Below are 23,853 nucleotides of genomic sequence, written 5' to 3' on the forward strand. Positions count from 1 at the left end.
ATCAGGGCGGAAGGATTCTCATAGCTTGCGGGTCACTTGATGGGGGTCATGCCAGGATCAGCAACCGAATGCCGCAGCGACGCCGGCTTGTATCACACGAGTGTGCAGCATGAGCAGAGGGACGAGGGCGGTCGCCGCCCCGCTTGTGTCGCTTCGAAACAACCTGCATTCCGATAACAGAAACGCACCAGAGCCATTCGCGGCGCACAGCAGTCCATAACGGGTTCGCGAATGGTGCTAGATTCTGGCAAAGCCTTCGCCCTCAGGACTGAGGATTAACACATGACTCCACCCGGTGCAGGACCGATGCCGCAACCACCCGGTTGGTACCCCGACCCGGATTCGCCGTCTCTCCGCTGGTGGGATGGTATTCAGTGGTCCGATCGGTGGGCACCAGCCTCGAATCGCCCAACTGGCACCACGGCCTCAGAGGCGACACAGTTCGCATCTCCGGGTCCAACAAATTCCGGTCACTGGCAAGCTCCCCCTTACAGCTCCGCACAGGCTTGTAGCCTCAGTACGTCGAAGACCGCTACGGCGCCGAAAAAGAAGCAGTTCACCGTCCTTTGGATTGCCGGACTGATCTTTGTGGTCGGACTCTTCGGCTCAATTCTGGCGAACAATTCCAGCGGCAGCTCAACTACCGAAGCAACCAAGACCGTCGAAGGGCCCACAGACCCACAAAGTCTCGCGTCAGCTCTTCCCACAGTCGGAGATACGTCCTTCGGCGACCTGAACAGCTACAGAACCCTGGACGAATCCGAATTCAAGAAGATAATGCATCCGTCAGGGAACCTCGTAGAGTATCCGTACCCTTATGTGGGCTCCCGTGTTGTTCTCTATGGCAAAGTCGACGGACTTCCATCAGGATACGAAACCGCCACCGGTGGCACCTACTTCGACGCCACCGTCAGCTGGCATGACCTCGGTCCAATAGTCAGCTGGAGTCTGAACTCCGTCGACGTACCCATCATCGGCTTGAGACCTGATCTTGGAGACGTCGAACCTGGCAGCAACCTTGCGATCTATGTGGAGGTCCGCCGCCCATTCCTCACTGGAGCGAAAGTATTCGACTCAGCGCTGCGCAAGCCATTCCTCGTTGCACACGCAGTGCGCGTGATTCGCTAGATCGACGCGCGGGGCGGTGGTTTCATAAATAACCGGGAACGACGCTACCCGTAGCGGCCAGATCTTCCGGCTGTCGCTGACCTGTTTGAATGACGCCAATGCATGCCAGACCGACAACCGCATCTGAACACCGACAGGTACACACACAGGTACACACAGATGCAACGAGCAGCCTGAACCCCCTCGAAACACCCCGCAGTGCAAGCCCACCAACCTGGGGCAACGCCATTCAGTCACATTCCCAAGCTGAATACGCGGGTTCGATTCCCGTCATCGGCTCCACTGCCCGAAACGGCATCCCACCTGCACCGTAGCTCTCCTCAGCACCAACAACGTTACCGCCCACGGAGACCCAAGTACAGCAGCAAGTACAGCAGACGTTTCGTGTCGACGCTGTAGCTACAGCACAGCCGCCTTCTGCTGACGCCTGCACCGCACCCTAAACCGGTGGTCACTTTGTCCGTATTTGCGTTCGTTCGATGCCTTGGGTAACGATCTCGGGACAGCCTCACGCACGCGCACAGGAGATCACTTATGACACGTCCCGTCGACCCAGACTCCACGACCGCTCAGCAGCCGGTACAGCAGGCGGGACAGCAGCAGCCGAAGCGAGCCACCTCTCCGTGGGTCAAGCTGCTCCTGGGATTGGGTGTCCTGTCGATCGTGTGGGGTATCGCCCTGTCGACGATGAGTACCACGATCAACATCGAAGCCAGCGGGCGATCAAACCCGACTGATCTCTCCTTCTCGTGCGGCACCATGTGGTCACCCGACGACAGTGAAGCCGTCGAGTGGGCAACCGCGTGGAAGTCCAGAGAGATGCTGCCCGCCCGCTCCAACGGAATCACGCTCCCCGACATGCCCCGAATCATCGCGGGCGACTGCGCTCAGACAATCAGCAATCGAGAGAACACGGTCATCCTGTTGATCGGCGTCGGCGTCATACTTCTCGGCGTCGGCGCAATAGCCCGTCGCACGAACTTCTCCGGTCGCAGCTGAGAAACAACAAACGGCCCCCACCCTCCGTCACATGGTGCCGAGTCACGTAAGTCACGGCGGCGCAGTCGCCGTTGTCGAGACGTCAGTGAACGACGTGAAGGATGGTCTAATCACGAGGGGCGGTCAACGCACACAGAGACGGCTTCTATCTACGCTGCTCGTAGCACGCTGTACCAAGCCCCGTCGTGGGCCGAAAACCGCAGTGGGGTCGAGCCTTTTGTCCCAGAACTCGCCAGCAGCGATCGTCTGCTCGGCCGTCGGCGTGCCTGATACCAGGCCGAATATTCCCATCGGTCGACACGAGAAACCATCTCGGGATGCCTTCCGGCGCAGCCTCGCCGGCACGAACCTGATCACCCCGCACCGTTCAGAAGGTGGGCACCGCAGATAGTGGTGCCCGTCGATTACGTATCGCCGCCCGCGCACCCCTCGGTGCTGCCTGCCGCATCATCGACGTCGAAGAAGAGAAACTCGCCGAGACCCGGCGCGCCAATACCGATCTACGACAGGCGCATACGCGGCGACTCGCCAACTGACCTACCCTCTCCTACTCGCTGCGAGCCAAGGCCAGGACCGGGCCTGAGGGTGAACGGCCGCGTCCATCCGTGGGTCGAGCTACGACAACGCGCTCGCCGAACGATCAACGGGCTCTACAAGACCGAGTTTATCAAACCTCACGGGCCGTGACGAACGGTCGAACAGGCGATTCTGTCAAGCACTTACGCTCTGGCACCGAACCGCTGACCAGCTCAGTCGATCATTTTCAGTACTGGGAGGACGAAGTATGCGCCAGTCCTGGTGGCTGTCGACACTGCGGGCCGGCACCCCATAGATGCTCGATCGCTCTGGGCTCGCCAGAAACGGTCGACGAGCTGAAAATAGGCACAACGGACACCTTTCAGTATGCGCTATCCAGGCACACGCATGCCTACCTGTACCCAAAGTATTGTCACAAGGTTTCAATGAATCGCACCGGCGAGTCCGGAGATTTACTGATTTGAGAACTCCGCAATTCGCGTAGTTCTGTGTTCACAGTAGTAAAACGCCTCGAGTTCGACCGGCGGCACATCGCCGCAGTGCTCGTAGAGACGTCGGTGGTTGAACCAGTCCACCCACTCCAACGTGGCGATTTCCACATGTTCGACCGTTCGCCACGGCCCGCGCGGTTTGATCAACTCGGTCTTATAGAGACCATTGATCGTTCGGCGAGAGCATTGTCGTAGCTCGACCCGGTCGCCCCGATCGAGGCATCGATTCCGACCTCAATGAGACTGTCGGTGAACACAATTGACGTGTTTTGCGACCCGCGATCGCCAAAGATGAATGAGCCCGGACAGGTCGGTAATCCCTTCTCGGCGGCGGGTCCAGATTGCGTGCTCGATCGCATCGAGCACCAGCGGTGTCGGCATCGTCGTCGCGGTTCGCCACCCGAGGATTCGGCGTGAATACGCATCGATCACGAATGCGACGTACACCCAGCCCGACCACGTCGAAACGTAGGTAAAGTCGGCTACCCACAACATATTTGGCGCAACCGGGTTGAACTTTCGCTGCACCAGATCCTCCGCGCGACGACCTTGTGGATCGGCGATGGTGGTGCGTTTGGGCTTGCCTCGACGGGCGCCTTCGAGCCCGAGAACACCCATCAACCGTTCGACCGTGCACCGGGCCACGTCGATGCTCTCTCGACGCATTTCCAGCCACACCTTGCGGGCGCCGTAGACCGAATAATTCTGGGCATGCACACGGCTGACCTCGATCTTCAGCTCTTCGTCGCGCACGGCCCGCCGCGAAGCGGAACGGTTGCGGGCCTCGCAGTAGGTGGACGGCGCAATTGAACAGCCGTGCTCGCTGAGCGCCCTGCACATCGGCTCGACGCCGTACTCACTCTTGTTTCGGTTGATGTAGTCGATGATCACTTGTTGTTGCGGCCCTGCTCCGCTGCGAAGAAAACCGATGCCGACTTCAGAATCTCGTTGGCACGCTTGAGTTCCCGATTCTCAGCGCGAAGCTTGCGCATCTCCGCAGCCATTTCGCTCGTCACACCAGGCCGCTCGCCGGCATCAGTTTGCGCTCTCCGAATCCAGTTGAGCAATGTTTGCGCTGTTCCGATACCGAGTTTGTCGGCCACGGATTCGACCGCGGCCCATTCCAACGGATATTCGTGCTGGACCTCGGCGACCATCCGCACCGCACGCTCACGCAACTCGGGCGGGTACCTCTTGTTCGTTGCTGACGACATCACTCCATCTTTCCCAAAGAATGAAGTACCGGAAACTCCGGTCCGATTCACTGCTCGGGCTCCGCGCGCTTATCAGTTGAAGTTTTTAGAACCGATCTGCCGTAGCGCACCCGGACGCCGGGAACCACAACTCACGCAAGAATGCAGGTCTTCTCACAATCACAACTGTGAAAATACCCAAGTCCGTCAAAAATCACCTTCGAAAAGCATCAAGTACGTATTCTTCCTCAGTATCGGACAGCCCTAACCGTAAGTCCCAATGCACGACCATCGGCCTGCACATTAAAAACCCTCACCGACCTACATCTTGTGCCTGCTCGGATCATCCGTGGTTCGACTCATACACTCCGGATCCGAAAGAGCCGGATAAAGCTCGAAGAAATACCCCAGTTTGGAGGACTGTCACATTAGCGCCGCGCTACCTCCCGAAGATCTTAAAAACCGGCAGGTTGGCCCCAATTCGATAGAAGGCCGTAGGTGCCCAGAGTCGAAACCTTATTCCTCGCAAGCACTGCAGCGTCTTCCTTGGTTATGACGTTCGGAGCTACGGCTTCTCACGCAACTCCCAAACCGGGCAACTTTGGCGGAGGCGATTCTGGTGGACCTTGGTTGGTGGACTACAACTCCTCGAATGGCCTCGGATATATCAGGACAGTCACCTCATTCGGTCCAGGCTCGCCCGCTTACATTGCAGGTCCCAATTTCGATAGCAGGACCTCTGCCCTGTATGCAGTAGCGAATGCTGCCGGGCCCTAGACGGAGAGAGGAGGTGAATTTGAAATGAATAACGTCCTCTTTGCTATCGTCAACGTGATCGTGGCGATGGCGAACGGTTCCACGATCCCCTTCTCAGTAGAAGGCGCAGGGCCACTAACCGCACCCGACTTGTAGAAAAGATCGGCCGACCGCATGTGGATGACAGTTTCAGCTCTGCCTGAAACTTGCATATCAGCAGATGCGTGGATCGTGCGGTGGTCACAAACACAATCTCCCCTAACTGTCCAGGAAGGGGAGATTGTGTTTGACAGGTCCCAAATAGTCGGTGGAGGCCGCCCCGAATAGGATCAGCAACCAAATGTCACAGCGACGCCGGTTTGATCACGCGAGTATGCACCGTGAGCAGAATTCACACAGAGGTCGATATAATGTGCATCTGCTCAAACAGCATTCTCAGCTCCAGGTGATCGAATACGTCTGCTGGCGCGAGTGCCCTTGCCACGTTGAGGCAGCTACCGATCTCGGACGCGAGCGGGAGCTGTCTCCGATGTTGACCACGATGGACCTGTACCTAGTTGGCACCGATAAATTTAGTCGTCGACCAGGTAGCCGGTGGAAACGCTTCGGTCTTCGGCCTGATTACGGGCGGCCGCACTATTTGGTGAGGATCGGTCGGTCGCCTCTTGAAATGTAATTGGCGAATCGTTCAATTCCTGCTTGTGAGAAGCTCCCTCGGCCTGCGCGTTTCAGTGCGGCTTCGACGAATGGGAGCGGTTTCCTGCGGTATGTGCGGTAGATGCTGTCGAGTACTGGTTGCAGTGCCCGGCGTGCGAGGTCTGCTGTTTCCGGGTCTGAACCCCCGAACTTCACTGTCACATTCGGCATAGATACCCCTGTTGGTCGAGTGTCCGATTCCCTGGTCGGAAGCGTACGTATCGGGATCGTGAATCAGTACAGAAACACCAAAACGAGGCGCTAAGTCCCTACTTGCGGTGGATGCGATTCCGTCTTTGGGTTGACGAAGAACAGCCCGACCGCGGCGTGCGGTCCGGCTTCTGTTCTACGACTCCGGGTTACGCCCCGAAGCCGAGGCCGCGGGTTTCGCCTGTTCACGTTGGGTGGCGAATTGCCGATGCTGACGGGTGTTTCGGTCAACGCGTACGTGAACTCTCCATCGACAACGTCCATGCAGAATGACCCCCGCGACATAGTTGCCGTCTTCGATGAGGTGGCCGAATTCATTGAGGCAATAACTACCGGCCACCCCAAGGTACCCCGTCCCGTGGTCGACCACCTAGATCGGCGGTTCCACGGTTCCGCAGAAGCTCAATGCCTGTGCGCAACGCCCCGGGATCTGGAAGTCGTAGCTGGTCTGCATCCAAGCTGTTCCATCAGCCTCTGCGATGAATTTCCCGATGGGTAGCGCTCGGAGACCCAAGTCATCGGTGCCAGATTCCGCGATCTCATTGCCAACATGCCCCACGACGTTCTATGGTTCATTACATGAGTAATGAACCAGTGAACACCGGGCGCCGATCATCGTGATCGACGACGGACGACCACTGTTCCAGCAGATCGCCGAGCAGATCGAAGGCTCGATCATCGACGGCTCACTGCCGGAAGACGGGCAGGTGCCCTCAACCAACGAACTGGCGGCGTTCCACCGAATCAATCCGGCGACGGCAGCCAAGGGCCTCAATCAACTCGTAGGCGAGGGGCTCCTCTACAAGAAACGGGGAATCGGAATGTTCGTCACCGTCGGCGCCCGCGACGCACTCAGGTTCAGACGACGAGAAGCGTTCGCGCGCCAATACATCGAGCCGCTGGTCATGGAGGCCGACCGCCTTCAGATTTCCCTCGACGAACTCAAATCCATGCTGGACGACAGGAAGGCGGACCGATGAACTCAAGCACGACAACGACCAAGTCGCACGTCAGGCGTTTCGACGAGACTGAACTCGTCGCCTCGATGCGAGCAGTGAACAGAAGCTACGGGGACGTCGATGCGCTCTCGGACGTCTCGTTCGAGATCGGCCAGAACAAGATCTACGGCCTGCTCGGCCGTAACGGCGCAGGCAAGACCACGATCATGCAGATACTGACCGGACAGGACCTGCACACCAGCGGCGACGTCGAGGTAGTCGGCGCTGCCCCTTTCGAAAATGCCGACGTCCTGGCGAACGTGTGCTTCGTCAAGGAAAGCCAGACGTACCCCGAAGACCTCAAGGTCAAGCATGTACTCGTCGCCGCCGGTCATTTGCTCCCGAATTGGGACCACGCGTTCGCCGAGACACTGCTTGACGATTTCCAACTTCCCCTGTGCCGCAAGGTGAAGAAGCTCTCGCGCGGCATGCGGTCAGCGTTGGGAGTGATTATCGGACTTGCCTCCCGTGCACCGCTCACGCTATTCGACGAGCCGTATCTCGGCCTCGATGCCGTTGCACGCCAACTATTCTACGATCGACTGCTTGCCGACTACGCCGAACATCCTCGCACTGTAGTGCTTTCGACTCACCTTATCGACGAGGTAGCCAATCTGCTCGAGCACGTGATCGTCGTAGACAGCGGCCGGATTGTCGTCGACGAGGACGCGGACGCACTGCGAGGTCGCGCCGTAGTTGTATCCGGCCCCCTTGATGCGGTAGATGCTGTTGCCGCGTCCGGCAGGGTCCTGCGCCGGGAGACACTAGGCTCCCACAGCCGAATCATGTTGCAGGCCGATGTGACAGAGACCGAGCGAATCCGACTGCGGGAGGCCGGAGTCCAAGTGGAACCGGCATCTTTGCAGGAACTTGTCATCGCGACTTCGACGCAGCGTAAGGAGATCACCGCATGAGCATCGCAACGACAGCGCCACGGACGGTCCCGAAGGCGCCCACCCGGTCCAGGATCGGTTCCGTCCTCCAACTGCACACGGTCGCGTGGCCGTTGCTGATCGCCTGGCCGGTGGGCATCCTTTTGATCTCTTTCCTCATCAGCTTCACCATCTACGCGATCGTCCGGAACGATGAGGGTGAGGGATTCACCGGCAGTGTGTTCTCCGTTTACGGTTTCGTGCTGGCGTTCTACCTCCAGTCGATGACCCAGACGTTCCCGTTCGCGCTCGGGCTGAGCGTGACTCGCCGCGAGTTCTTCACTGCCACCACGATAATGGCGCTGGCACAGTCCGCAATCTTCGCAATCGCGCTACAACTGCTGTCAGTGGTGGAGTCCGCCACCAACGGCTGGGGTGTGCACATGCGGATGTTCGGCATCGCACGCTATTTCACCGACAGCGCAGCCGTTCAGTTGCTCGCGCTGTTCGCGACGCTGCTGCTGACCAGTTCGATCGCAATGCTGACAGGTGCGATCTACCAGCGATGGAGGACCACCGGCCTGCTCGCCTCTCTCACCGGTCTCTTCGGTGTGCTCGGCCTGTCAGCGATCGTAATCACCTGGGCCAACTGGTGGCCGGCGATCGGTTCGTGGTTTGCCGATACTTCCCGAGTGGTGCCGATGGCACTACTTCCATTGGCCCTGGCCATCGCCTGCATAGCCGGAGCCTGGGTCACTTTACGTCGAGCAACGCCCTGACCGAGTAATCATGTGCGACGCCAGATGTCGCACCGTCTCCGAGTGCCCCTCGGATCGACACCGTCCAGGCAGTTCGACCCCCTCCCTATGGCAGGAAGGGGGTCGAACTTCGCAACAGTACGCGACTCGCTCCCGATTGGATGGCCCTCGCTACTGCCGAGCCACTCGCTCGACAAAACTCGAAGCACGCAGCACCAGTTCATCTTTCCGGTCCTGGCGCGCAGCGGCGGCATCGTAGCCGGCATACGGGAGCGGGGGGTCGTTACGAACATTGGCCGAGCACTGGAAGTCTCGGCAGATCAGTGTTCCGACTGTGCTGCCACGTCGACCAGCGGGCCCGGCCAACTTGGCGCCGTAGAAGACGACCTCGTTGGGAAGGCGCGTGTCACGGCACCAGGAACACTGGGCACGCGACCGCGGAGTGGCTTGCGCTTGAACGAGCAAGACTCCGATGATCTCCCCGTCGAGTGTCGGGACGATCGCGTAGGCGCGTCGGCCCATTTTGGGATCTCGCCAGCCCAGATAGTCGAGAGCGTCGAAGTCGATGGTGTCGAAGCCATCCGGCAACGTGAGATCAGTCTTCTCCTTACGGCTCGCGTTGACGAGGCTGGAACGGGTAGATGTATCGGTCAAAATGATCATGGGTGTATGCCAATCGTGGATCGGTGAAGGTGGGTACAGCTCATGGCCCGACCAGCACCTAGTGCTGTCGGGTCCGAAATGCGCTATCTGCTGCCGGCGAAGACGACGCCGACAACCCCCTCACGCCCATGGGGCATCACGATGTCCACACCCCGATGGTAGCCACAGGTCCTCGACACGGGCCACTCGATTTATCGACGCACTTCATGCGTGAAATGGCGCGGTGAATCAGTCACGCCAGACCGCCGTGAACTCGTACCAAGGTCCGCCGAGGTGCTTTGCGGAGAAATCGTCGAACCCCGTTGGTGCGCCGCTGGGCGAGTACACCCATCCACTCGTGGTGGTGAACATGCTGTCGTTGTCGATGAAGTAGACCTCATCGGGACGTACGACATGGGCACTGCTGATCTCGAACTGGCCGATCTCGAGCTCTTCCACGGTCGATCCAGGCTGCTCCAGGAGAGCAATCGCGACGGTCTCGAACTCTCCGCTCTTGTCGAGGAAAGTTGCCGGCGGCATCAACAACACCGCAGCGACCGCGGCGATAACGGCAACCGGAGAGGGCAGGATCCACCACGACCACCGTCGGTCCTGGCCGAGAACGTAGAGCGTACGAACCGCCCACACCAGACCAACAACGATCAAGGTGAGCAGAGCCGCAGCGCTGACGAGGAGAGGATCGAACCACCTGAAGTCACCGAATGGCGAAGGCCACCACCCGTAATGCCGGCAGACCAACGCAATAAGCGGAACAACGGTGAATGCCAAAAGAATCGGCCCCGGTGGCTTGGACGACTCCGGAGGGTCAGCTACCAACCATTCACCCAGCGACTTCGGCCTTCTCATCACCCCTCCGTATCTGCAGGTCATGGCAAACTCAGCTACACGGCGAATACCTTTGCAGTACAAGCACTCTCGTTCCACTCACAACAACCAACGCAGCGATCGGCACTCTCGGCGCAACCGACACAGATGGACAAACCTCACAATCCGCAGATTCAACGTGCCGATCATGCGACAATCGGACGGTGAACGAGACCGCGAGTGGAGTTTCGCACCCGTACCGATCGCGACTGTCGACCGTCGGCATCCTCTTCGCCGCCGGCCTGCTGTGGTCCACTCCCCTCTCCGCAGCCACGCCCACCGAAACCGGGCCGGCCAGTTGCGTACCATTCGGAACCGCCCAACTGCCACCCGGCGCACCCTCGGGAGGCGGACGAGTCGGGTTGGAAAACCTTCCGTTGTTCAACGGCACGGCGACCCCCTCTTCCATCGAGATTCGGACGCCAACAACTCAATTCAATCGATTCTGGGACTTTGCACTGGTCGACCACGACTTACTCGCTCGTCCGCGGGCACCCGGCGAACCAACGACCGAGCCATGGCGTTTCGTGCCGATGCCCGAATGCCTACGTGGACGACTGGTCGGGATATCACTGGACGACGACGAACTCGTCGTAGTCGACGACAACGGCTGGATTTACACGATGGACAACGCCTCCCAGGACCCGCTCGTGTGGAACTGGACTTCCGCGTGGGGTGCGCCCCTGTGGAGTGGTCCAGGCCGACAACTTCCGGGAGACCGGCCGAACGGGTGGGCGCTGAGCGTCTCGTCGCCTTGGGACAATCAAACTTTCACCGACATCGCGGGACGGATTCACTTCGTCGGACTCGCCAAGATGACGATGATCCCCACGCTGACCGCGGACGGCAGCCGAATAACCTACGCAGACCCGTGGCTGCCCAACGACGAAAGCTACGAGATCGGCGGCCCCCTCGGCGGGCGATTCCAGGCGGACTCGCTGTCGGCGGCCGGATCAACCACTTTCGTGATGAACAAGTACGGCGACATGTACACCCGCACATTTGATTTCGATTCTTCGGGATCGGACTCGATCTTCTTCCGCTACAGCTGGGAAGATCAGTCGGACAAGCCGTCGGCACCCAACCTCGTGGCCGAAACGCTGGACCGCAGCACCGCAGCGATCCAACTTCCGGCACCGGACTGGGTGCACCAGCCCAAGATTCCCGGTGAAGTCACATCCGCGATCAGTGTGCACTCACTCGGCCCCGGCCCGAACCGGCGGGAGTTGCGTGTCGAGGGCCGCCGCGGCGCCGAATCCGGTTTCTGGCACAAGGATCTCGTCGGGGATGCTTGGGAGTTCACGCCGACCGGCGCGTCCCTCCTCGGCACACTGATCGAAAACGCGCCGACAGACCGGTCGACGGATACCCTGTCCCCCGCTGCCCCCTGGCACTTGTCCACGACCTTGCCCGCCCGCGACGGCGCCATCGACGGTCAGACTCTGATCGACATCGGGTTTCCGTACTCTGTGGTGGATCCGCGCATGCTCGACGCGATCGGCCAGCACGCACAACCGTCCGGATACCGACTGGACGTGGACCATTTCGATCCGGTCGCCACCACCCGGATCGCGACCGTGACTGCACCGGATGGCACGGTTCTTCCGGTCGTCCTGCACACCGCCGACGGACTACGGATGACTCCCCGCGCATCCGGCCTCGATGCCGATCCGCGCCACCTCGTCGGGGCAATCGAGATCCCGTCGGACGCGTACGCGGATCGGGCATCGAACCCCGCTCTGGACGCGTACGTGCAGGACTGGATGCGCGGAAACCACATTGCCGCGATCACGCTCAGCGCCACCGACCACGACTTGGTGATCCGCTAGCCGAAACCAGCGTCGTCCACCGTGTCGCCTCGATAAGCTCAGCAGAGGGTCGACACCACATCCCGCAAAAGGCCAGTTTCTCGAACCTCCTCCGATTTCGAATCAGGACGTTCCTACACCGGCCGATCCGATCACGGCCACTGCTAGGCACAATCGGCACCACTAGATCCATCGCGTCCGTCAACGCCCAGACCGCTCCGGTCGTGCCGGTTGGCAAAGTGCGGGAGGCACATTGAACGATGCCTACCTCGTTGCAGCGGGCACCCGACTGCGATTCATCCTCGAAGATCGTGGCGAGTCCATTCTGAAAACGATCGCCGTTCCGGTCCCCGTCTCCGTCACAGCGATCGGTGACGCACGCAACGCCGTCGGATTCATGATCATCGACCTCCCATTTCAAGAAACAGACCTCGAACGTGCCGTCGCAATCGTCGCGAAGCAAACTTCGGTCGCAAGCCGTCTCCACGTGCGGCAGGAACAACCTTTCCGCTCACGCTCGAGGCCGCGCTCGTCTAGCGCTGGCCGCTTGGCCCGTTGGCGGGCAATCCCCGCGTCGGCTTCACGGCGGCGTGTTGCAACGACAACTTCTGGATCGGAATCCAGACAGATGCCGAGCATCTCCCCCCAGCCGGCGAAATCGCCCACACCGTCGAGCGAACCATCGCTGAAATAGCAAGCCCTGCAGGCTGACTGTGCCGACAAGTGAAGTCCGGACGTCGGACCACACGCCACTGAGCGCAGGTCCGCACGCACGGCCGCACCTGCCGAGCACCGGAGTCCGAGCGCCCGGTCTAGCTACCACCCAGTAGTAATTTTGTGAGCCTTGACACATCAGCAACACACTCAATATTGTTCAACGGACGATAGTCGTCTCTTATTCGGTCGACTCCAAATCTCCCGCAGACAAGGAACCGAGAACTGATGCGCAACAACCGAACCCGCAGTGGGCTTATCGCCGGAGGGCTCCATTGACCACACCGAACGTCCAGTCGGGTATTGCCACTGCGCCTCTCCAGGCCGGAGGACTAGCAGCGGTTGGGTTCCTCGCATTTTCGGAAGTCACCAGCGGAATGTTGCAGTCGTGGTATATACCGCTCATTCCCAAAATCGGGCAGAGGCTCGACGTCAACCCGGCACAACTCAACTGGGTCCTGGCGTCATACCTACTCTCCACCGTAATTTTCGTCCCATTGCTAGCCAAACTGGGCGACAGATACGGTCATCGTCGCATGGTTTTGATTGTGCTTGGCTCCGTAACCCTCGGAACGATCCTGACAGCAGCAGCTCCGTCCTTCGGAATCTTTCTGTTGGGCAGGGTAATTCAAGGATCCCTGGGAGCTCTACTTCCGCTGGAACTTGCAATTCTCCGAGAACGAGCGGGAGCTAATTCAGGCCGCGCAATCGGAATTCTCGTCGGGTGCCTTGGCGCCGGAGGAGCGGCAGGAACCCTTTTGGTCGGAATGCTCGGCACCAACGCCGACCTGACTCTGGTCCTCTTCATACCCGCCGCACTCGCACTGGTAAGCCTTGCCACCATCGCGCTGTTCGTCCCCGAAACCTCCACCCGTGCAGCTGGGTCCATCGATTTGACAGGTGCAGCGCTGCTTGGCATCGGCCTCGCGATCTTCCTTGTCGGGATCAGCAACGGAAGCAAACTGGGGTGGACTTCTGCAACAACGCTCATGGCGATTGGTGGCGGCTTGGCGCTACTTGTCGCTTTCGTCGCGCTCGAGCAGAGAATCAGCGCCCCACTGGTCGATGTGAGCTTGTTGACCAAGGGCGGGGTGGGATTTTTGATGGGATTGACGGGACTATTCGGCTTACAATTTTACGGAGCGGCCACCGTCTCAGTACTGTTCTTCGCATCCAAACCCGAAGCCGTCGGGTACGGATTCGGTCTCGACTCAGTGGGCGTGGCGTTTGCTATCAGTCCGGTGCCGATTGCCCTGATGATTTCGTCGTCCCTCGCCGACAGCGTTTCGCGACGATTCGGAAATCGAACCACGTTACAGATGTCTTCCCTTTTGATTGCCATCTGGTTCGTTGGGCTGATTACATTTCGACACAATCTATCCGTTTTCATTTCGATGGGTGCTATTGGTGGTATCGGTGTCGGTTTTATCGCGGCACTCCTCCCCGCCCTCATCGTTTCTCGTGCACGTCCAGAAGACTCCGCAATCGCCGGCGCTCTGTACAACACCTCTCGAACGATGGCTGGGGCCGTCGCCGGCGCCACGTTCGCTGCAATCATGTCCAGCATGCTGATCAGCGGGTCGCAAATACCTAGCGAGAGTGCTTTCATAACGATCTGGGCCATCTGTATCGGTGTTTCCGTTCTGATCTTTGTTCTCGCCCCATTCCTCAACAAACTGGGCGGAAAGGCCTACCAGCCAGAGACTCCGGAGCAAATGATCAATCTTCCGGTCCGAGAATCATCATGATTCGGAACGAGAGCCTTTGGCCGCAGTTCCGAACAAGGGAGCACACTGAACCTCGCAACTACGCCAGGCTAGACCGGAACTGACGAGATGCCCTAAGGAGATCGCCAGGTGGTGCGTGGCATGATGGAGTCATGCCACGCGCCGCCTCACAACCGTCTGGGCGCGGCCGCCCCATCGACCCCGACATAGAAACACGTCTTCTGTCCACCACTCTGGAATTGTACGGGGATCTAGGGTGGGCAAGATTGAATCTCGATCTCATTGCGCGACACGCCAAGGTTGGAAAAGCCGCCCTCTACCGGCGATGGCAAACCAAAGAACAGATAATGTCAGCCGCGTTGCGATTCAGTCAAAGATCTCTCGGTGACTTGGATACTGGAACACTGCGGGGGGACCTGGTGGCCGTCGGCCAAGAAACTGCAGAGCGGTTGTTCGGGAACCATGGCACAGTACGGATGCGGGCCATGATCGACGCCAAAGTCTTTCCAGAACTATTCGAAGGCGAAATCGCTGGGGTGCGCGCTGAAGGCATAACCGGCGGTCGCGAAATCATTTTCCGCGCGATTGAACGCGGAGAGATAGCGAAGGGAACTTCGCCAGCTCTGATACTTGATGCCGTCGCAGGAACGATCGAACACCATTATTTGATGACCCCGAATTCGAAACTCAAAGAGTTCGAAGCCGGAATCGATAAATATATCGAGTCGGTCGTCGATCTAGTCCTCGGGGGCGTCAAATCTCAAAGCAGTTCTGCTGACAGGTAGTCGCGCCTACGGTTCATCGTCCTGACTCACCACTGAACGAACGACTAGTTCATATCGCCGAAGTTACTGCCGCACAATGAAATTGAATGCACAAGATTGGTCGGACCGATCGAACACGGTCGGTACCACAGGAAAGAAGCGAGCCACAGTGGACATATCGGAGAACACTACCGCCACGTCACTGAGATGGTCAGTGAAAGATTCCTTACTGCAATATGTTCGAGCCCTGGGCGAGATTTCATACGCTTACGGCCTAGCCGAACAAGGTGACGAACTCCACTGGCCACTCGTCGCCGATCGCCACGACCCCGATGGGGCGCGAATTGCCCAGTACCGTGGTGAGATTCACCTCCGGGCCCACGACGGGCTTCTCGACATCGTCATTGCCGATCCCGAGGTTCGTATCAACGACAAACAGGGTCAACTAAGCGTCAGGACCACCCTCGACGGTTCGGACCACATCGTGATTGCGACCCTCGATGTTGTCGAGAGCCCAGCATCAACCGTGTGCGCCGAGGTCAGGGTTACCCCTGCAGGTTCGATGATGTTCGGCGCGAATTATCCTTCGGGTGCGAAGCTTTCGCCGTTGACCGTCGGGGTCGGACCACAGCGACCGTCACCCTGACGGCCGCGGCACTGCAATCGGCGGTCCAGGGCCAATACCCACAGATCGATACCAATGGGTCAATCGCGTCTGTCTTCCGGGATCAAGAACTCGATCTTCGCTCGCTCCCCGTCCGCATCGAAGTCGTTGTCGCGGTCTGAGACACGCGCGATCAGTTCCGTCAGTGCCGCATGGATCGTCGTGTACAGAAATGCACGCGGGTCGGACACCCCCATCACGTCGTCAGTGTTCATCTGTACCTGCGCCGTAGCGGTGCGCCGGCCCAGAAACACACGTGGAAGCCGGATCCCGGTCGGATCGGTCACCACGGTGATGTCGCCACCAACGACAACAAACAGATCGAAGTCGTACTGCATCGCGATGCGCCTCAGCCGGTGTCTGAGCCGAGTCAACTCCTCGATGAAGTCGAGCGGCACCGACGGTCCACCGAACACTGTTCTGAACGTGACCCCGCGAGTCATCGATCTCCCCCTTTACGAATCATCCATTTCAGGATCGAGGGCCATACCCTCTGTGTCGCCCATGCCAAGTGCTCGGGCATATCGACCGGCATACCGCTCCAGTGCGACTGCGGAATCGGCCTCACCTGCCCATTGATCCGGAATCGCGGCGCCGTCACCCGTTGTTCGTGACACTCGCGCCTCGGAGAACTCGACAGCGGTCCGGGTGAAGGAACACCGCACAAAACTCGTGGCCGCCGAGAATCGTGAGCCGCCGAAAGTGCACTCCACGAAAGAGGTATCGGCGAACTGCGCACCAGGCAGGTCTGTGTCGTCGAATGCACATCGTTCGAACACAGTATTGGGCACGGAGCGGAGCCCGCGTGCTTTGGCTCCAGTGAAATCGCAATCGACCACCCTCGGTCCGAGCGCCAGACGCGAGAGCGTGGCACCCCGGAAACTGCACCGTTCGAATCGGCGATTGAAACGGGGCTGTCCGGTCAGTGCCACGAAATCGAAACGGCAGTCGAATAATTCGGATTCGAAGGCGGAGATCGCACCCCGAGCGAAACTCAGATCAATCCGTTCCAACGTGAGATACCGGATGTCCAATCCACCGCTACCCGCTGTCAGGCCACGCACATCGATCAGCCCGTCATCGGTCTCCGCCCAGGGGGAGACGAGAGTGTGGGGCGGCTTGACGATCCGCGACTGATCGAGCAGCTGCGCCCGTAAATTGTCGACGCCCTCATCTGACCAACGTCGACGTAGGGAGGTGATCGCGGATCGGTTCACGGGCTCAATAGTATCGGCAAGATCCCCCGCGATTGGCCGTGGCTGCCCAAGAAGCGAACCGCCACGCATCAGCACTTCGGTAGGAATCACTTCTCGGAGCGCGCAAACAGCCGGACCGTGAAATGCACGGCCCGGCTGCAGCGCTCACACGCACCAACTGGAACTCGGAGTTAACTCGGGTACTGGAACCGGTCGTATACGAATCTTTGACTCATCCCAGGATCAGTATCGAATTATCCACTCTCACAGATTGATTACGTCGCCCACAAAGATCTGGTCGGGATCGGCGATCTGTGGATTGATGTCCCACAGCTGCTGCCAGGTGAGACCTCGTTCTGCAGCGAGGTCGAACAATGTATCACCGGCCGCAACGACTACCTCTTCGCCAGACGCTGGAGCCTTCGACTCCGGAATGCTCTCTACCGGTGCAGATTCGGCTGCCTCAGAGTAGACGACGGGAACTGGCGCCGGTTCCGGTGTGGATTCGGGTGCTACTTCCGGTGCCGGCACGGGTGCGGGTGCGGGTGCGGGTGCGGGTGCGGGTGCGGGCACGATACTCGACCCGGTATCGCACGCCCCGATCGAACTCAGGAAGGACATGGGATCGACGGCGCCACCACTGTGAATGCGGAGATGCAGATGTGGGCCGGTGGAGCTACCGGTGTTACCCGTTGCCCCGATCTCGTCGCCTACCTCGACGTGCTGCCCCACACCGACCCAGGTTTCGGAGAGGTGGCCCATCTGAATCTGCTCGCCACTGTCCGCTTCCAACTGGATGTACGTTCCGTATCCACCCGGATCATTGGGTCCGGCAACAGAAATCGTGCCCGATGTCGGCGCGTGAAGCGCGGTGCCGACGTTGACAGCGAAGTCGACTCCGTCATGTCCCGCGTGGTACCCCTGCGAAAGTGATCCGCTTACCGGCCACTCCCAACTGCAACTCGCCGACCAGCCCTGCGCACCGGCGGTACCTGCATTGACAACTGCTCCGGCCCCCACAAGGGCGCCCAGTCCTGCAGTTACGGCGATGAATCGTTTTGTGCTGGAAGGCTTGTGCTTTCTGTGCTTACTCATATTTTCCTTGACTGATGTGCTCGGAGCCGGCGCAGGCTCTACCGCCAGACAGCACTCAGTACGTGCTGAGCTACGCGGTGCATCGCACCGAGACTCCGTTGGAGTGAAATTTTCGGATTGCGCCATGGAGAGAAGTACGGTGACCACTCTCGAACGCGATTGCGCGCATAGACCCGCAGGTCTGTATCTCCTGGTGACAGCACAGGAGATACGGGTTCTACATCGAGGCAGTGCCTGAATCGATCGTTGATCGAGGACTACGAATGCCGGACCGAACTGAGGGCATTTCGTTCGAAGATCGACAGGGTGGGTGTCTACCCGGATGGTCGGAAATGGGGTGGAACATGGAGATCCTTGCGTTGCGGATGAGGAATCACCTCATACGCTGTCGCTTCACGACGCTCCACGCCACGGTTGAATTACCTGGGTACGTACCTGTTTTTGCGCTTTCGACCCGACCGGTCGATATCAGGCGCCACTTCATTCCACGGCATCTGGTGAAAAAATCAGTGCCTCACATCACTTCTGGAGACGATACCGCGCCTCGGTCACCCGGCACGTCAGCGTTACCGAGATGGGACATACAGCTGGCATTGCTGCTACACGCCGAACGGGAGACCAGTGCACGTTCCGGCATCGGAAACGCGCGCTGATCTCCCGTCAGGTCGATCTACTAGCTAGTGCATCTACGGTTTGAGCTACTTCTCTGCTGCGTGATGGGCCGCGATGTATCCGTAAACCAGCCCCTGGCCGATCGTCGCGCCGGCGCCTGGGTAGGTGTGACCGAATGCGTTGGCCGCAGTATTGCCGATCGCGTACAGGCCGTCGATGACGCTGCCGTCCTCACGAAGCACGCGTGCATTCTCGTCCGCCTGCACACCGCCGCAGGTGCCCAGGTCGCTGAGCGTCATCTTCACCGCATAGAGGGCGCTCTTGTCGAGCTGGCGCAGATTCGGGTTCGGAGACACTGTCGGGTCGCCGTAGTACCGATCGTATGCGCTGCCGCCGCGACCGAACTCCGCATCGCTACCTGCAGCAGCGGCCTCGTTGAACTTCTGGAAGGACTCGGCAAACGCATCCTCGGGGAGACCGACCTTGCGGGCGAGTTCGGCCGGACTGCTCGCCTGGTGCGCGATGCCGGACTCGAAGAATGCCTGCGGAAGGGGCTGACGGGGGAAGATACCGCCTGCGAACACGTAGCTGTTGCGGTACTCCTGGTCGAAAACAAACCACATCGACTCGGCCGGATCGCCAGCCTTTTCCCGTTCGAGCACGCGCTGGCCGAACGACATGTAGTCCGTCGCCTCGTTCACGAATCGACGACCGGTCTGGTCGACGATGAAAGAGCCGGGCAGCGCACGCTCTGCGAGCATCACCATCGGCGGGCGGCCCTTGATGCTTGCCACCGCGGGGAACCACCAGGACTGATCCATCGATCCGATACCTGCACCGAGCTCTTGTGCTGCCTCGATCGCTTCGCCGGTGTTGCCCTCTGCGCCCAGGCTCTCATGCTCACCGAGGCTCTCCGACTGGTACTTGTGGCGCCACTCCATGTTGTGGTCGAACCCGCCGGCTGCCAGGACGACACCGCGCCGAGCGGTCACCGTCACTTCACGTCCGTCTTGCACCACAACTGCACCCGTTACGCGGCCATCTTCGGTGATGAGCCGAACCAACGACGTTTCCGTCCACACCGGGATACCGGCCTGGACCACACCGGCGAACAGTCCGGCGGCGAGCGCCTGACCGCCCGCGATGTATTCACGCTTGAGGACGTACTTGCCGTAAACGCCTTGCGCCAGGCGGCGGATGATGCGGGGAAAAGCCTTGCTCGGCTTCTTCACCATCAGGTTCATCCACTTGTAATCCGCACCCGTCACCGGCATCGGCAGTCCGGCTTCCATCAAACCTGGGCGCAGGCGACCGCGTTCCGCTCCCAGTACCGACGCGTCGAACGGCAGGCACTCGCAGGTACGTCCGGCGGCGCTACCGCCCGGCAGTTCGGGGTGGTAATCGGAGTATTCCTTGGCCCAGAAGAACTTCATGGGCGTCGTGCGGTAGAGCATGTCGACAGTGGCCGCACCGTTGTCGACGAATGCTTCTCCTCGTTGGGCAGGGGCAGTATCACCGACCACCGAACGCACGTATGTCTTCGCTCGCTCAACGGTGTCGCCCGCACCGGCTTTCGCCAAGATCGGGTTGGCAGGCATCCAGAACGCCCCACCGGACCGCGCCGTCGAACCGCCGACGTACTGCGTCTTCTCCACGATCAGCGTGGACAAGCCGAGTTCGTTCGCGGTGAGAGCGGCAGCCATGCCGGTACCGGACCCGATCACCAATAGATCGACAACGATGTCCTTGGCTTGTGTCGCGGGGGGTGCCTGATTCTTAGCCATTGAACAAATCCCTTCACGTGGTTATCGACGTAGAACGCTAAGGCAGTCGCGGCGCAGAAGGTTCCGGATGCCCAGTCAGCGGGACATTGCGAGTGGATTGGCGAAAAACAGCTCCTGCCACGCTTCGGACGTTGTGGCCGTCTCAGTAGAACTACGCCTTGCCCTCGTCGACCTTTAGGCTGCTCTCGTGACGACAGACTCCGGCTTCGGCATCACTGACGAAGCGCTCGGCACCCTTGTCCGCGGGCACTACATCTTGTCCGACGGTGAGCGATTGGACGAGGACTACTACAGCCTGACCTGCAACCTCGACGGGCGAGCCGTCGGATTTATCGCCCACTCACTCGAGCCTGACACCGTACGCGGCATGATGCCCCGCCTACGCCACGTCTTCGACCAGCACGAGGCTCTTCATCGTCTGGCTGTCGAAGCGATTGTCAACGAATTCAGCGAAGAAGCTCAGTCACGAGGCGAAGTGATCGATGCACTGCGCGATTTGGTGCTCGAGTCCGTCGAGGTCTTTCCCGACAACTGCGATCCTCGTCTCGGACTATCTGCTGACGTTCCTCGGCACCGATGAAGAATAATCATCTACATGAAATGGAACACCCCTACAGAGACCGGCTGGTTCGTGAACCTTGCCGAAGGTGGTTCGGCCGTATCGATATTCGATCCGTCGGGGAGCGTCCAAGGCGAACTGATTCCCGCACCCGACGACGAATTGGAGAGCGTTTCCGGCGGGCGGAAGAGGAAATCGTCAACAGCCGAGCAGGATCGACCAAGGCTCACATTCCGCAAAGGCCGACCTGCATCACTTCGATTGTCCGACGGAACGATCGGGACTCTGATCGACCAGAGACCCAAGGCCATGCGCCGCAAGAACAAGCTGTGCGAAGTCGATATCGCGGGCAGAAGATACCTCTTCGTTCATTCATCGGGCCGAAAGGCAACAGCCCGACGTGACGGAATCGCATTGGCTCACATGGAACGTGGGCGATGGTCCGGTAGAAGTATCGTCACCAGAAGAACCCTCACGGCAACGGACACCCTTGACGAATGTGTCCTGACACTGTTTCAGAAGGTAGTGACACCTGGACGTACCGGTGCCTTCGATCAGGTACTGACCGACCTCAGCAACATATGACGTACGCCACATTCGGTGGATCTCAACCGCACTCGAGATACTAACTTTCAGCTCTTAGGTCCACGGACATGCCTTGGACACAATGAGTTTCACATCTCGGATCGGAAGGCTGAAGCCAGATCATGGTCAATGTCGACGCTTTGAACACGCTCGCCCGACGATTGTCGCCGGGTGCGATGATCACAGATCCAGATCTACTCCAGTCCTATCGGCAGGACTGGAGTTTCGATCCCGCAGCCGGCACTCCGATCGCCGTCGTACGTGCTTCGACGACGGCAGATGTCCAGGAGACCTTGCGCTTCGCCAACAGTCACAATGTCCCGGTCATTCCACGGGGCGCCGGCACGAGCGTCGTCGGCGGATCCACCGCCGTCGACGGCGCTATCACCCTCAGCCTCGAGCGAATGAAATCTATTCGAGTGGACGTCTCGTCACGAACCGCGATCGTCGAACCAGGGGCAATCACCAATGACGTCAAGGCTGTTGCCGCGCGCGAAGGTTTGTACTATCCACCAGACCCGTCGTCCTATGAAATCTGTTCCATCGGCGGTAATGCCGCCACCAACGCAGGCGGACCGTGCAGCATAAAATACGGCGTCACCAGTGATTACATCCTGGGTATGACGGTTGTGCTGCCTGATGGATCCGTCGCCGAACTGGGCGGAAAACGGATCAAAGACACCCCAGGGCTTGCATTGACCAAGCTATTCGTCGGCAGTGAAGGAACGCTCGGTGTGATAACCGAACTGACGCTGCGACTCATCCCTCAGCCTCCGACTCCCCACACATTGGTGGCCTTCTTTCCACTCATGGCCGACGCAGTTGCCGCTGCCCGAGATATCACAAGTTCAATACGCCCTTCAGAACTCGAAATCCTCGACAACGCAGCCATCAAGGTGGCGGAAGAATTCCTCAACATGGAACTGGACACCGATGCCGGAGCACTCCTGATCGGGCGATCCGACGCCGGTAACGGCGCAGAGACAGAGATGAAATTGATGAGCACTCTCTGCGAAAAGCATCGAGCCACAGCTACATACGCTACCGACGACCCTCACGAAGGCGAACTGTTCATCCGCCCCCGCTATGCCGTTTACGAAGCCTTCGAGCAGAAAGGGGTGGTCATCGGCGACGACGTCGCGGTACCCATCGACAGACTCCCCGAGCTCACCGACGGTATAGCCGACATCGCGAAGCGCTACAGCACCACCATCGTCAGCTACACCCACGCCGCCGACGAGCTCACGCACCCAGTCCTCAACTACCCCGTCGGAGACGTGGCCGCCGCTGAATCCGCCTCCGCGGCGCGACAAGAAATCTATCAACTCGTGAGCACTCTGGGCGGATTCGCAGCAACAGAATATGGTGTAGGACAAGATAAACGAGATCGCTTGTCGAACTCGCTCGATCCCGTCGTCAGCAAACTGAACAGGACCATCAAGAACGCTGTCGACCCCAACAACATCTTGAATCCGCGCGTTCTGATCCCCTCGAGCGGTTCGACGGACGGCATCTGAGGCCGCTACAGGTATCGAATAGCGACGAGTACCTGAATTCTCCTGTGCAACCGGATATGGTGAGGCTGTCGTCTTCAATGCGGCGGTGCAAGAAGGGAAGTTACGACCAAGACGTTATGTCGGGGAATAAGCAAATCGCCTGGATATGGCTGGAGGCCTCCGTGATGAATCTCGTTCGCCGACTGAGCGTCTGCACATCCGTCGTGATCACGTCGGCTCTGACGTCGGTAGCGCTCGCATCCGCTGCGGTGACCATTCCATTCCAGATCAACCCTGCGCCGTACGGCAACCCGAACGGCAGCTTCGATGCGCCGGCGGTCCGCTGCGTAGCTGTAGTCGGCGAACTACCCGGCACGGTGACGATCACCGGGGGCAAGGAAGACCGCTGGGGATGCCTGCTCTCGTCCGAAGTGCGCTGGCTGAACCTTTCGACCGGGGTCTCCGGCTCCGCTCGTCTCTCGGACGGCCTGAACGGAGTCCCGGCAGGGGCGATCGTGCAGACCGGGACCGGTCAAGTCGCTGTCGCCGTGACGTCTGTGGCCGGATCCATCATCACCCCAGGTGTCGCATCGTTCTACGTGCCGTAGCACCAGAACTCCGCATCGCGGACGCGGTGGGGCCTAAGGTCCTGTTTACCGACCCGTCATCCCGGTTAGCCTGAAA

20 protein-coding genes and 2 pseudogenes are annotated in these 23,853 nt (G+C 59.6%); 15 read left to right on the plus strand and 7 right to left on the minus strand.

Annotated features, from left to right (window positions below):
• Positions 1-306 precede the first annotated feature (306 nt).
• From ACKAMS_RS28915 to ACKAMS_RS28930, 4 genes and pseudogenes are all read left to right on the plus strand, one after another.
• A pseudogene (locus ACKAMS_RS28915) lies at positions 307-399 on the plus strand (DUF2510 domain-containing protein); the annotation flags it as partial.
• Positions 400-588: 189 nt separating this feature from the next.
• Positions 589-1,128, plus strand: coding sequence for a hypothetical protein (locus ACKAMS_RS28920; RefSeq protein ID WP_408989944.1), 540 nt, complete (start codon positions 589-591; stop codon positions 1,126-1,128).
• Positions 1,129-1,662: 534 nt separating this feature from the next.
• Positions 1,663-2,127 (plus strand): hypothetical protein, encoded by a 465-nt coding sequence (locus ACKAMS_RS28925; RefSeq protein ID WP_408989927.1) that lies wholly within the window; start codon positions 1,663-1,665, stop codon positions 2,125-2,127.
• 374 nt (positions 2,128-2,501) lie between these two features.
• On the plus strand, positions 2,502-2,663 hold the full coding sequence (locus tag ACKAMS_RS28930) for a hypothetical protein (RefSeq protein ID WP_338479763.1): 162 nt from the start codon (positions 2,502-2,504) through the stop codon (positions 2,661-2,663).
• Between the two features lie 453 nt (positions 2,664-3,116).
• Here ACKAMS_RS28930 and ACKAMS_RS28935 read toward each other — a convergent pair.
• Positions 3,117-4,369 (minus strand): annotated as a pseudogene (locus ACKAMS_RS28935) (IS3 family transposase).
• Between the two features lie 2,258 nt (positions 4,370-6,627).
• Between ACKAMS_RS28935 and ACKAMS_RS28940 the strand changes: the two are divergent.
• The 3 genes from ACKAMS_RS28940 to ACKAMS_RS28950 are packed head-to-tail and all read left to right on the plus strand — an operon-like array spanning position 6,628 to position 8,659.
• On the plus strand, positions 6,628-6,990 hold the full coding sequence (locus tag ACKAMS_RS28940; protein WP_019747490.1) for a GntR family transcriptional regulator: 363 nt from the start codon (positions 6,628-6,630) through the stop codon (positions 6,988-6,990).
• A complete protein-coding gene (locus ACKAMS_RS28945) occupies positions 6,987-7,922 on the plus strand; it encodes an ABC transporter ATP-binding protein (RefSeq protein WP_408989928.1) in 936 nt (311 codons plus the stop codon). The genes ACKAMS_RS28940 and ACKAMS_RS28945 overlap by 4 nt, the downstream gene beginning before the upstream one ends.
• Positions 7,919-8,659, plus strand: coding sequence for an ABC transporter permease (locus tag ACKAMS_RS28950; RefSeq protein WP_211918053.1), 741 nt, complete (start codon positions 7,919-7,921; stop codon positions 8,657-8,659). Before ACKAMS_RS28945 ends, ACKAMS_RS28950 begins: the two co-directional genes overlap by 4 nt.
• Before the next feature lie 150 nt (positions 8,660-8,809).
• Here the strand turns inward: ACKAMS_RS28950 and ACKAMS_RS28955 are convergent, their stop codons facing one another.
• Both ACKAMS_RS28955 and ACKAMS_RS28960 read right to left on the minus strand, forming a co-directional pair.
• On the minus strand, positions 8,810-9,301 hold the full coding sequence (locus ACKAMS_RS28955) for an FBP domain-containing protein (protein ID WP_019747493.1): 492 nt from the start codon (positions 9,299-9,301) through the stop codon (positions 8,810-8,812).
• Positions 9,302-9,529: 228 nt separating this feature from the next.
• Positions 9,530-10,147: a hypothetical protein gene (locus ACKAMS_RS28960; RefSeq protein WP_031331749.1), complete on the minus strand. Its 618-nt coding sequence runs from the start codon at positions 10,145-10,147 to the stop codon at positions 9,530-9,532.
• 182 nt (positions 10,148-10,329) lie between these two features.
• Here ACKAMS_RS28960 and ACKAMS_RS28965 point away from each other — a divergent pair, with 182 nt between their 5' ends.
• The 4 genes from ACKAMS_RS28965 to ACKAMS_RS28980 all read left to right on the plus strand — a co-directional run bounded on the left by ACKAMS_RS28965 (position 10,330) and on the right by ACKAMS_RS28980 (position 15,824).
• Entirely contained in the window at positions 10,330-11,994 is a 1,665-nt protein-coding gene (locus ACKAMS_RS28965) for a hypothetical protein (RefSeq protein WP_408989929.1), read from the plus strand.
• Positions 11,995-12,962: 968 nt separating this feature from the next.
• Positions 12,963-14,435, plus strand: coding sequence for an MFS transporter (locus ACKAMS_RS28970; RefSeq protein WP_408989930.1), 1,473 nt, complete (start codon positions 12,963-12,965; stop codon positions 14,433-14,435).
• Positions 14,436-14,566: 131 nt separating this feature from the next.
• A complete protein-coding gene (locus ACKAMS_RS28975; protein ID WP_024488222.1) occupies positions 14,567-15,199 on the plus strand; it encodes a TetR/AcrR family transcriptional regulator in 633 nt (210 codons plus the stop codon).
• Between the two features lie 76 nt (positions 15,200-15,275).
• Positions 15,276-15,824 carry an HtaA domain-containing protein gene (locus ACKAMS_RS28980; protein WP_408989931.1) on the plus strand — a complete coding sequence of 183 codons (549 nt, stop codon included), beginning with the start codon at positions 15,276-15,278 and terminating at the stop codon, positions 15,822-15,824.
• 59 nt (positions 15,825-15,883) lie between these two features.
• Here the strand turns inward: ACKAMS_RS28980 and ACKAMS_RS28985 are convergent, their stop codons facing one another.
• From ACKAMS_RS28985 to ACKAMS_RS29000, 4 genes are all read right to left on the minus strand, one after another.
• Entirely contained in the window at positions 15,884-16,285 is a 402-nt protein-coding gene (locus ACKAMS_RS28985; RefSeq protein WP_042951001.1) for a hypothetical protein, read from the minus strand.
• 12 nt (positions 16,286-16,297) lie between these two features.
• On the minus strand, positions 16,298-17,059 hold the full coding sequence (locus ACKAMS_RS28990; protein ID WP_029254668.1) for a pentapeptide repeat-containing protein: 762 nt from the start codon (positions 17,057-17,059) through the stop codon (positions 16,298-16,300).
• Positions 17,060-17,302: 243 nt separating this feature from the next.
• Positions 17,303-18,133 (minus strand): peptidoglycan DD-metalloendopeptidase family protein, encoded by an 831-nt coding sequence (locus tag ACKAMS_RS28995; RefSeq protein ID WP_408989932.1) that lies wholly within the window; start codon positions 18,131-18,133, stop codon positions 17,303-17,305.
• A gap of 698 nt (positions 18,134-18,831) precedes the next feature.
• On the minus strand, positions 18,832-20,529 hold the full coding sequence (locus ACKAMS_RS29000) for a 3-ketosteroid-delta-1-dehydrogenase (protein WP_019747506.1): 1,698 nt from the start codon (positions 20,527-20,529) through the stop codon (positions 18,832-18,834).
• A gap of 187 nt (positions 20,530-20,716) precedes the next feature.
• Between ACKAMS_RS29000 and ACKAMS_RS29005 the strand changes: the two genes are divergently transcribed.
• The 4 genes from ACKAMS_RS29005 (at position 20,717) to ACKAMS_RS29020 (ending at position 23,777) form a co-directional block, all read left to right on the plus strand.
• On the plus strand, positions 20,717-21,109 hold the full coding sequence (locus ACKAMS_RS29005; RefSeq protein WP_408989933.1) for a hypothetical protein: 393 nt from the start codon (positions 20,717-20,719) through the stop codon (positions 21,107-21,109).
• A gap of 15 nt (positions 21,110-21,124) precedes the next feature.
• Complete coding sequence (locus tag ACKAMS_RS29010; protein WP_030535912.1) at positions 21,125-21,673, plus strand: hypothetical protein; 549 nt, start codon at positions 21,125-21,127, stop codon at positions 21,671-21,673.
• 122 nt (positions 21,674-21,795) lie between these two features.
• Positions 21,796-23,190, plus strand: a complete 1,395-nt coding sequence (locus ACKAMS_RS29015) for an FAD-binding oxidoreductase (RefSeq protein WP_408989934.1) — start codon at positions 21,796-21,798, stop codon at positions 23,188-23,190.
• 164 nt (positions 23,191-23,354) lie between these two features.
• Positions 23,355-23,777 carry a hypothetical protein gene (locus tag ACKAMS_RS29020; protein WP_029537826.1) on the plus strand — a complete coding sequence of 141 codons (423 nt, stop codon included), beginning with the start codon at positions 23,355-23,357 and terminating at the stop codon, positions 23,775-23,777.
• Positions 23,778-23,853 lie beyond the last annotated feature (76 nt).

Source organism: Rhodococcus sp. 5A-K4 (assembly GCF_046097995.1).
Classification (GTDB): Bacteria; Actinomycetota; Actinomycetes; order Mycobacteriales; family Mycobacteriaceae; genus Rhodococcus_F; species Rhodococcus_F erythropolis.